The 10,886-nt window shown below is 34.0% G+C and carries 7 protein-coding genes and 3 pseudogenes; 3 read left to right on the plus strand and 7 right to left on the minus strand.

Annotated features, from left to right (window positions below; all coding sequences use genetic code 11):
- Positions 1–157: 157 nt before the first annotated feature.
- The 3 genes from DJ93_RS06410 to DJ93_RS06420 all read right to left on the minus strand — a co-directional run bounded on the left by DJ93_RS06410 (position 158) and on the right by DJ93_RS06420 (position 2,695).
- Positions 158–1,294 (minus strand): hypothetical protein, encoded by a 1,137-nt coding sequence (locus DJ93_RS06410; protein ID WP_142920624.1) that lies wholly within the window; start codon positions 1,292–1,294, stop codon positions 158–160.
- 392 nt (positions 1,295–1,686) lie between these two features.
- Positions 1,687–2,097 (minus strand): hypothetical protein, encoded by a 411-nt coding sequence (locus tag DJ93_RS06415; protein WP_042979760.1) that lies wholly within the window; start codon positions 2,095–2,097, stop codon positions 1,687–1,689.
- A gap of 232 nt (positions 2,098–2,329) precedes the next feature.
- Positions 2,330–2,695 (minus strand): hypothetical protein, encoded by a 366-nt coding sequence (locus DJ93_RS06420; RefSeq protein ID WP_241484271.1) that lies wholly within the window; start codon positions 2,693–2,695, stop codon positions 2,330–2,332.
- 952 nt (positions 2,696–3,647) lie between these two features.
- Here DJ93_RS06420 and DJ93_RS06430 point away from each other — a divergent pair.
- Positions 3,648–4,571 (plus strand): hypothetical protein, encoded by a 924-nt coding sequence (locus DJ93_RS06430; protein WP_152569954.1) that lies wholly within the window; start codon positions 3,648–3,650, stop codon positions 4,569–4,571.
- A gap of 757 nt (positions 4,572–5,328) precedes the next feature.
- On the opposite strand, the pseudogene DJ93_RS30140 reads toward DJ93_RS06430, so the two are convergent.
- Positions 5,329–6,698: pseudogene (locus DJ93_RS30140) on the minus strand (IS1182 family transposase); the annotation flags it as partial.
- A gap of 417 nt (positions 6,699–7,115) precedes the next feature.
- Here DJ93_RS30140 and DJ93_RS06450 point away from each other — a divergent pair.
- Entirely contained in the window at positions 7,116–8,504 is a 1,389-nt protein-coding gene (locus DJ93_RS06450) for a DEAD/DEAH box helicase family protein (RefSeq protein WP_241484272.1), read from the plus strand.
- A gap of 27 nt (positions 8,505–8,531) precedes the next feature.
- Positions 8,532–8,717: a hypothetical protein gene (locus DJ93_RS33660; protein ID WP_241484273.1), complete on the plus strand. Its 186-nt coding sequence runs from the start codon at positions 8,532–8,534 to the stop codon at positions 8,715–8,717.
- A gap of 241 nt (positions 8,718–8,958) precedes the next feature.
- On the opposite strand, the gene DJ93_RS33665 is transcribed toward DJ93_RS33660, so the two are convergent.
- The 3 genes and pseudogenes from DJ93_RS33665 to DJ93_RS32105 form a co-directional block, all read right to left on the minus strand.
- Positions 8,959–9,315, minus strand: coding sequence for a hypothetical protein (locus DJ93_RS33665; RefSeq protein WP_241484274.1), 357 nt, complete (start codon positions 9,313–9,315; stop codon positions 8,959–8,961).
- 134 nt (positions 9,316–9,449) lie between these two features.
- Positions 9,450–10,431: pseudogene (locus DJ93_RS06460) on the minus strand (tyrosine-type recombinase/integrase).
- A 145-nt stretch (positions 10,432–10,576) separates the two neighbouring features.
- Positions 10,577–10,669: pseudogene (locus DJ93_RS32105) on the minus strand (sporulation transcription factor Spo0A); the annotation flags it as partial.
- Positions 10,670–10,886: the final 217 nt, after the last annotated feature.

Below are 10,886 nucleotides of genomic sequence, written 5' to 3' on the forward strand. Positions count from 1 at the left end.
GTATTCATTCATTTGTTTCGTTGCACACATTATATCATCACTACGGATTTGGAAACAAGAAGCAGTTTCCAAAATTAAAGTTTTATATATTATAGAAGAAACTAAAAAATGATGGCCACTTTCAATTAAGATAATGGGCATATAAAAGTAGAATATTTTATTTAGAATCAAAGGAGATTTCCGTTAAACAATCAGGTATTGTTTCCCCTAAATCATCGCAAATATCTTTATGTTTTTCCCAAAGACTTTTATTTGACTGATAAAAAGACTTTAAAGCTTCTCTTAAATGTCTAGGAGGATATTGAGCGTTTATAGCGCTATTTAAAGCGTTTACTATCGTCTCATTTAGTTCAAAATTCTCAAGGTAATATACGACTAAATCTTTATTATCATTACCCCAATTAAAATGGTGCCTTATTTCTCTTGACACAAAAGCATGTTTGTAAAAACTGTCAAAGAATCCTCTTTCTTTTAAAATCAATTTCTGAACTTCATCTATTTTATCTACAAAAGGACTTTCACCAAATATGTGTGATGGAACCTTATTAAACATATGCAAAAATAATTCTTCTAATTGTCCTTCTGGAATTAAATTATTTTGAACCATCATTATAAATATCTTATAATCGGCTGGAATTGAAAAATCCTCTTTCCATAAAAGCCGTAAAAATTCAGGCTCTTTGTGGAAATATTTAACGAGGTTTGGATTTTCTCTCAAGAGGAAAAAGGTAAATCTACGATTATCCTTTAAGAAATTAATAAGGATTTTACTTCTCTCTTCTGGCAATGTAAAAAGTTCTGACCACACTAAAATCTCAGAGGTATCCATGAATGAAAAACCTTTTTTCCAACCTTTGGTTACTTTTAGCAACTCCTCTAAAAAATCCTTATATTCAATTAGTTCTACAGCAAAAGGAACTTGTTTTATAATCGGCCCAACATCTGTTCCACTTGGAGTAATAGATGGATTTAAGTAATTTTTAATTTGTTCAACAATATGTGCTCTTCCACCATTAACTACAAATTTTGACAAATTGGATTCTATGAATAACCAGAAACTCTCTACATGTGGATAATCTATAGCGTTTCTTTTTGCATGAGCACAATCATTTCTTCGATTCTTCCAATATATATATTGTTCACATAAATCTTCAGAAAATTTAAATTCAGGCTTTTTCTTATCTCTTATAACTTTTATTATATTCTTTTCCCAGGTATCATCTTTTTGTAATTCTTTTTGGATGTGACCCCATTGAGAATCTTCATATCCTTCTGGTGTTTTTGATGATAACATTCCATGTTTAATTACAGTTTGAAAACCCAAATATGAAAAGAGAAGAGCCGCTCAATATGCTGATGCTTTATAGCATTTTACACCCTCACCGAATAAATCTTTCGCCTCAGCTTCTATTTCTTGATTATCTAACCAATCTGAAAATCTTAATTTCATTTTTAACACTCATTTCTTTTTAATATGCAAATATCCTCACATATTATTCTATTACATATCTCATGTCACTTTCATCCCATAATACTTTTTATATTCACAATGTAAATCGGTTAGTTGTTCGCTCTCCTTTGCACGCCCATTATAGTGAGGCGTTCAGATTGTAAAATGCTAATCGTAACAAATTAAAAAACCACCAACTTTTATTGGTGGTCTGGTGATGTCTATTTGTTTCATTGTTACCTGATAGCAATTCCTTTTGGATGCTCGTCAGCAATTTCTCGAAAAACTTCGACAACTCCAGTTACATAATCAGCATCTTCCTGATTTTCAAGCAATGATTGTTCAACAACCTCTGGCAAACGACCTATAATTCGTTCAATTTCATGATAAGCCTCAATCATTGTTGCAAAAGTTGCAGGGTTTAATTCAATCATTTCCCAATCACGATTATCAATTACAAACGCTTGAACCAAATAAAAACTTTGCAAATCTTCGTGTTTGATTGAAATACTGATTCCCAACAAATCTTGCCAAAATTCAGTCGTTACAGATAGTCCAACTTTGCCACAATCTTCGAAAACCCAGTAATCAATGTTTCCACGTTGTAATTGTCGCTCCAATTCCGTTAACATAACTAGTTCTTTCATGTAATTTACCTTTAATGCCGATTCTACTGTTAAATTTTTCATAATAATAATTTATATGTTATATTTATATAGTATGATTTTAACATATTGAGAACTCATTCAAGAGCTCCCATTGATAATTTGTTACTTAGTTGTTGTTTATTTAATTACTTTTAAATACGCTTTACCAAGTTCATCATTGTATTTTGTTTCAAGTTGTTTTGCTAACATTATGAGAATTAAATTAGAGTTGCTAACGATTTTTTTTATTAGCTTCAATTGACTCTTTTTGGGCTTCAATAATTTTATCTTGTCGTTCAAGGTCGAACTCATTCACCGCAAGTTGGTCCTCAGTGCAATTGTAAACTTCTTCAATAAATTCCTCATTAAATTCTCCATTGAAATCTCGTTGAATATCAATGCCAATTAATTCTCCGATTTCAATTAACCAATTTAATAAATGTTTAATTGATTCTTCATGAATTTCAAGTTTCGCTTTCAATTCGTTATTTTCAGCTTTAAGTTTGCGAGCTTCATCAATAATAATTTCGCTACCTTTGTAATCCAATTTCAGTGATACTTCCATTTCTTTTGTTGTATTTTTAATTTCTGTTGTCATAATAATTCATTCTCCATTTTGTTTTTGTTTTTCATTACACCACTATTATATTGATTGATTCGGTTGTGTAAGGAAGGAATGGAGATTTTTTTCTAATATTTTTCTTCAAGCCGATTTTCTTCATATATAAGTGAAAATAAAAAAACATCCTTGTAAGGATGTTTTACATTAAAATACTAAAATTGATTTAATTTCACTCACTTTTCTTTTATCACCTGTTGATTGACTTTCTACTTCCATACTTTCTGAACTTTGAAAATGATTCAACATAAACGCAATTTAGTCAGCACTTAATTGGGCATCCTGAATTTTTTCGTCCCAAGTTTCACCATCATTTAAATAGTATATTAATTTATAGTGTTTTAACACCACCCTTCAGGATATACATTTTGACAAACGGTTATAATTTCCTTCAAATGCTATAAATAAAATTTATCACAAAAAAGAATATATATCCCTTAATTGTGATATAATGGAATAAATCTGAAAAGGGGTTCTTGTAATGTTCATCAAATTATTCAGACCAGAACACGTTTAAATGTTTTTAGAAGGGAATTTATATTTTTGCAACACAGGGATTTTTTAAATTTGGAAAATAAGCATGGTGATAAAGGAATTGGTAATACACATAAAAGTTCTTTTTTCAGATATTTTGAACCAGCAACACAGGAGATTCACATTGACCTCGAAGCTAGGAAAATGCACAGAATAGATGTTACAAGAGCTTTTTTTATGAAAGAAACTTTTTAAATCACAAAAAGAGTATCGCGTTATTACTTCACATCCTGTAGAAGGTGATTCATTTAAATCCTGGGGATTTAAATGAATGTTTTATTAGTTTGGAAAGTATTGATAATTCATAACTCTTTACGTTGCAAAAGGTAAAAAAGGAAAACCTGCACATAGCTTCCAATGCAAGAAATAAACTTGACGACCTGAGCATGTCGGTAAATTGCTACAAATCACAAAATTTCGGGGGAAACAACAAATGAAATCATTTAAAGCAATCGCATTAGCTGGAGCATTAGCAATTGGGGGAATTACGGTTGCAGAATTTTCACAACCAACAAAAGCAGCAGCAGCAGTGATTACAGAATGGAAAGATGATTCAAATTTTTATGATGAAAGTACATGGAAGCTAAATGGTTTAGCATTCAGTGACCGTATGGAAGTTAAGAAAGGCGATGTATTAACGCACACGGTTAAAATGACCGATAGTACAGGTGCAACCGTTAGCAATGGTCAACTCCGATTAGCAGTTGATTCACCTAATGGGAATGTTTATTCACCTGTTCAAACAACAAAAGCTGACGGAACAGCAACTCTTTCTTTAACACTACCGTTTATGAATCAAAACGATAGCTACAGGGTTATGGTTGAATATAAAAAGCCAGATGGAACATGGTCAAGCATTACGGACATTCCTTTCTTTGTTCAAGGAACAGACATCGATTATGTTGGCGACGGTGTGTTACATGGTGAAAGCGTCAGAAGTATTGATGTAGCTTATTCAAGTTCAGCTATCAATATATTGAAAGCAAAAATAGTTGTAGTAACAAGCGACGACCCAGATATTACTGATTATCAACCACGTTATACGATTCAAGATAATACAGGAAAAATTGTTCAACAAGGACCTTTAAGCAAACATGTTTATACCGATACAACAAGTTCTTATGGACAAGGAACTAGCAGCACAAGCATTAATGTAAGTAAATTAGCAGCTGGTGGGTATCGAATTAAAATCTATCAACCAATTATTGATAGAGAGCTAAGCTCAATTCCTGTGAACCCTAGATTTCCAACCATGGAAGCACGTTTTGACATCAAAGCTGACCGCACGGTTTACAATTTCATTACAGGACCAATCAAATAATTTAAATCGGAGAAATTTCTTATGAAAAAATTAGCTACAATTGCGTTAACAGGAGCTTTAGGAGCAGTAGCAACAACAAGCTTATTCAACCAAAACAAGCATCAGCAGCTTACAGCGACCCACTAAAAGATGAATGGGGAATTACAAACACTATGATTTAAAATGAGTTCATTCCTGCCTTCACACCTGATTTAGCTTATTATGTAGAAGATGGATATCACAATGGACAGATGTTCTACATGGCAAAGAAAAGAACTGAAGCTAATCCTGGAACGAGCAAAGACCAAGTAAAAATCTTCAAAGTTCAGCAGGACGGTTCATTAGCAATGATATCTTACAATCAATCCAACGTTTTCACAAGACCCAGTATCTGGCCAAAGATATCAAGAGTGGCAAACAACGTTTAATAGCGCTTACCCACCAGGTTGGTATGTAATTATTGGTTACATTGATGGTAAACACATGAAGATCCAAATTATGCCTATCAATCAATACATTTCAATAAGGAACACTTGTTTCCCATTAGATATTAATATTCAATTACATTTTTATGAAAATCATAGGTCTGTCGAATAGCACGACACACCTTGAAACAATGGAAGTTTCTCACAATGTGAGCACTTTTGAAATAAAAAAAGGGTGTACATACCATGTACACCCTTTACAGAGTGTTTGGAAACCCTTTAGGGTTTCCTACACTCTGGAATGTATGAATTCTGAAATTCGTACAAAATAGTAATACATGATAAAAACACAAAAAATAGCCCTTCACCTGACCCTTTTTGGTCAGGTGAAGGGCTATTTTTTTCATGTTTTGGCAGGCTGCAGTGAGATAGGCCTGCATTTGGACATACTTCACCCCTCGAAACCGGGCATACCGATAACCATGTAGTTCTTTGGCATCCGCAAAACTCCGCTCAATTGTAGAACAGCGTACTTTATATAGCTTTTTACCCGTACTTGTTAATTTGTTTTTTCTTGCGATATCTTTATATTCTTCCCAAATATGATGCGTAATGACTTTTTGTTTTTGTTTCTCTGAGAAACATTTATCACGCAATGGACAAACGGCACAATCTGTTGGATTAGATTTATATTGACGGTATCCTTCTCGATCCGTTGTCGCATATTCTAAAATACATCCCATTGGACAGGCAAATACGTCTGTTTCTTCTTCATATTTAAATTGACTTTTTGGTACTTCTTTATTCCGTTTTCCAAATCGGCGATACCCCATCACCATAAATATATTCTGTTCTGATAATTTCTTACAGATATAACCTGTAAAATAACCGGCATCAAGTGCTACAGCTTCAACTTCGAATCCAAATTTATCAATTTGAGCTTGGAGGCGTGCTAAATACGGCTCGGAATCCGCTACATTTCCAGCCGTTATATAGGTATCTGTAATCACATTGTACTTCGCATCAGTCGTACGATGATCTAAGAAATGAAAACCGTTCGGTTTTCCATCCCTCATTAAAAAGCCACTATCTGGATCAGTTGTACTTATACGAATTTTTTTAGTAGGGGTATCACTTTCCTTTCTAGGTTTTAATTCTTTTTTTCATGAGCTTCACGATCTTCCATAACCGCAGCCTCTAGTTCCTCTATATAAAACTTTGGCTTTTCTTTTTTAAATTTATGTACAAATTTATTTTTATTGGCATTCGCTTTAATGTGCGTAGAATCTGTCATCAAGGCACGTCCTCCCACCATACGGTGTTCCGTCGCTTGACGTACAATTTCATCAAAGATTTCTTCAAATATATTTGTATGAATAAAGCGCGTACGGCGATTCCAGCTGATGGTAGAATGATTTGGAATTGGATCTGATAGGGAAAATCCTAAAAACCAACGGTAAGCAATATTGGTTTTAATCTCTTTTTCTAGTTGACGTTCTGAGCGAATACCGTAAAAATATCCAATAAACATCATCTTAAATAAAACGATTGGATGAATAGAAGGACGTCCATTATTTTCACAGTAATAGGGGCGTAACTTCTCTTCAATAAAATCAAAGCTGATTGTAGCTTCAATCGCACGAAGAAAATGGTCTTGTGGAACTAATTCTTCTACAGAAACTGATACACGTTCATCACGATGATTTTTTAATGCACCCATCATAAAAAACCTCTCCTTTTCCTCTTTTTTATCAGTGTTGACACATAAAAAGAGGTTCAGACACAAAACAAGGCTGTGGAGAAGACTTTCTCCACAGCCTGAAAAGGGTGTACATACCATGTACACCCTTTACTCCATATTTTTAAGCATTTCCTGTCGTTGTAACCGTCGAGCTTCACGCTCCTGTTCTCGCCTTATCGTTTCATCATCTTTATGAAACAAATCGCCCCACACGGTCATGGCAAACATTAGCATCATTATTATTACTGACACGAATAACAATATCGTTTTCACACGTTCAAAATCTACTGTATTTTTCACCGTTCACATACCTTTCGTTTGGGTAACTTTCTAAAGCTTGGTCTAATTTTTCATCATGCAAAAACATATAACATTACCATTCAGGGCTGCTTCGGTTTCTTGTGGAATACAGGACCAGGCAAATCAACATTTATTATCGAGGACTTAATCAAACCGATGTTTAAAAACAAAAGTTATGGTTTCGGTGAGTATGGTAAATATCACAATTTTGCGAGTGCAAATTCATTGTTGCTATCTAATCGAACGGCGGTACGAATTAAGACCGAGGAAGATGTAGTACAACTTTATAAGCAAATTGAAGCGTACGACTCCAAAAGCGTTGATGTAAGCAGTTATCAGAAAGTATCAACTGAAGACACAATCATCGCAATTGATGAAGCAGACGTTATTATATGTGACGAGGCACATTACTTTATTGCAGACGCATGGAATTTAACAACTGTTCGCATCATGGCAAAACTACTTGAAGTAGCGAAAACAAAGCCTGTCATTTTATTTACGGCAACACCGCAATTAATTCTCGAATACTTCAAATTTAAAAATATACAATTAAACGTATTCTTGGATTACCGCAAAGAATTGGGATGGGAAATCAGAATGGATTTCATTTGCTCCAACAAACCACTAAAAGAAATCTTGAAAAGCATTCCTACAGATGAAAAATGGTTGGTATTTGTAGAAGATGTAAAGGCACGAGGAATGATTGCAAATTTATGTGAAGAATTAAATGAAGAAGGATATGACGTAGAATACTGTCATTCGATGTGGGTTCCAACACGTGATGGTATATTCCGTGGCCTGAAAGATGAAGAAATGCAAGGAAAAATTGGATTGTTGGTACAGGATAAACGATTTACAACTCAAGGAGCCCTTGCAAATAAAGCGATTGATAATGGCATTGATTTAAAGGAAAAGGACTTGAAACATATCATCCTTCTGAATCAATTCGACCATGTACAAATACAACAAATGGTAGGTCGCAAGCGCTTTGACGTAGACGACGAGAACGACAGATTAACAGTATGGTTCACAACTGAAAGCAGAGCAATTTTAAGCAATACTTACAAAAAGTTAAATGATTCAATCGACATTTGCATTAAATACAACAATTATCATGATGGAATGTTTGATAAGTTCCGAGATTTCACCATAGCGGAATTTGAAATAAACCAATCGTCATATACTGACGAGAAATTAGAAGCAGCAACTTTGGAGAAAGTGTACAAGATGTTCTTGGAGCGCTATGAAGACGAGGAAATGTTTGAAAGAGTAGCAAAGTTAAAATTGAATCGCCATTACTTACAGAACGAGCATTATGTGGGATTGTTAAAATTCCAAAGAAGGTACATCATTCCGTTATTAATGGAAACACATGCGGAAGAAAAAGATATAACAGGCGCATCAAAAACTGTTAAGAAAAAAGACATTGTACACAATTATCAAGACCTTGTACGAGAACTGTTTGACCGTTCATCAAAAATTGAATAGTCGAGTAGTTATGATAACAGACGACAAGTGTTTACCAATCGTGTAGCAAATGAATTGAAATCGTATTTTGAATCTCTTGAAGGTATTCAACTTATGAATGAAACAAGACGAGATTTTGAAGAACAGATTAGTTATTATTTAACCATTCATAAAACAATTGACTCATTGGATTTTCATATGTTCGTGTTCCATTACGAAATGATATGTGATTGATTATGTTATTAATCGCTCCACGTATATATGCTCCTATGTTGTTATTGCCACTCCTACTTTTAACTTCATCAACCACCTTGAAGAACAACTTCTTACTAATCCCATTTTCACGTGCAAATACATATTCGTCATGTATTACATCATTGTTAACATTAGTATTATTTAAAGTTTTTTGTTTATCGTCTACTTCTTGAAAAGAAGTATTTTGATGTTCAGATGGATGCTCTTGTGGGTGTTCTTGTTATGGTTCATCGCATTGTTGCTCCACGATATACACATTAGCAGATTGTTGTTCATTTTTACGTTTCGCTTCATTGATTGATAATAGGCCGATTTTCTCCATTAAAGCGAAGAAACGTCTAACAGTTGATAATGATATTTTCATATCAAATTGTTGTGCAAACATCTTTTGAAATGTGCTATATGCGATGCTGAACACCCCACGACCTTTCTTTGCTAGGTCGGATATTAAATACACACATCTAATTTGTAGGTCGCTATATTCCCACAGTTCGTGCGCCTTTTGAATGAATAATTTTGCATCATATTTCAATTTTGAATAACGTGTTAACTCTTCTGGCTTGCCATTTAATAACATGTCCTATTCTCCTTTTGATTCCCAGGACAATCATGCTAAAATATAAGCACGTTGGTCCCTTGACCTGGGATTAATGTATCGTAGGGAACGAGTGGTAGGATTGCCGTCCTATAATCCGCTCGTTTTTTATTTTGCTATCTAATTTTCCATTTCGCTAATGGCGAATGTTCGTGATATTTCCTCGCAATTTCTTCTCGTGTTAAATCCATATATGCTTGTTCCGTAACTTGTACTGATGAATGTCCCAAAATTCGTGATAACGTGTAAATATCACCGCCATTCATCAAATACGCTCGTGCGAAGTTGTTTCTCAACTGATGAGGATGCACAGACACCCCAGCTTTGTCACTGACTTGTCTTAATTGTTTATCAAAGGAGAATGTATCGTCAACTCAGTTCCTTTCGTTGTGGGGAATAATAACTCGGTTTCCGTGCATCTGTCTTTAAATTGCAAATAATGTTTTAATTCACGTGCTAATGTCTGTGAAAAATATACATATCGCTCCTGTCTTGCTTTGGTGTGTTTCAACAAAATCATACGATGTTTAAAGTCTATGTCATCGACTTTAATTGCTAAAGTTTCTCCTATTCGGCATCCTGTGTCTTGTAGTAGCAAAACAATGACTTTATTTCTATAACCGTGAAATTTTGTATAATCAAACACATCTAACAGCTTTTGAAACTCTTGTTTTGTTACCGCCTTTTTTTGTTTGCGTTCCGTTTTGATTGTCGATATACCATCTACAGGATTTTTCCTTATCTCACCTTCTTCATATAACCAATTGAAGAACACCTTAATATTTCGAATGTAATTGTTAATGGTTACGTTACTTACGTTTTTTTGTAGTCCATTCGGTTCTGTGGATGGTTACTATGAATTGAATCTTCACGACTTACCACCGTATATTTTCCACGCTCTTGAACATAAGCAATGTATTGATGTATATGTCCCGCTTTTACATGATTGACTTCTTCAAGGTCTTGTTCATTTTTTAACCATAATAGGAACAGTTTTAATGTTTGTTCGTAAGATGAGATTGTTTTTGGTGATAGATTTTTGCTTTGACAATAAATTAAGAAATCATTTAAATACCATTCCGTTTCCGATAGCTTCATGAAATCACTCCTTTTCACAAACACAAAAAACCCAATGAATAAAATAATTCATTGGGTATGTATCCAAATATTTATTGGATTGAAATCATGTTTATTGGCTGTTACCAATTACAAGATGAGCATTCAAATCCTTGGTATGATTGAATTAGCTAGCCTTATGTTCAAGTCTTAGCTTATCCGCAACCATTGCGATGAACTCGGAATTCGTAGGTTTTGCTTTTGACATGGATACCGTATAGGGCGTTGGCATATTAACGTTTTTGATCGTTATATCTTTTCGATTCTTTCGGTAGTTTATCGGCTTACCATTATGAAGTTTATCGGTAACCTTTCTCTACTCCATTAAGCATAGTATACGACCTGTCCATTACTCAGTCAACCTATGTCTTATCGACAAATTACACGTTTCTTCCTATTTATATAAAACATATAGTTACTAATGAATTATTTCTCGA

The sequence above is a fragment of the Bacillus clarus genome, assembly GCF_000746925.1.
GTDB lineage: Bacteria > Bacillota > Bacilli > Bacillales > Bacillaceae_G > Bacillus_A > Bacillus_A clarus.

Coding starts and splice junctions, on each gene's coding strand:
- DJ93_RS06410 (WP_142920624.1), bottom strand. CDS start 1,294: ATGTTATCATCAAAAACACCAGAAGGATATGAAGATTCTCAATGGGGT.
- DJ93_RS06415 (WP_042979760.1), bottom strand. CDS start 2,097: ATGAAAGAACTAGTTATGTTAACGGAATTGGAGCGACAATTACAACGT.
- DJ93_RS06420 (WP_241484271.1), bottom strand. CDS start 2,695: ATGACAACAGAAATTAAAAATACAACAAAAGAAATGGAAGTATCACTG.
- DJ93_RS33665 (WP_241484274.1), bottom strand. CDS start 9,315: ATGTTATTAAATGGCAAGCCAGAAGAGTTAACACGTTATTCAAAATTG.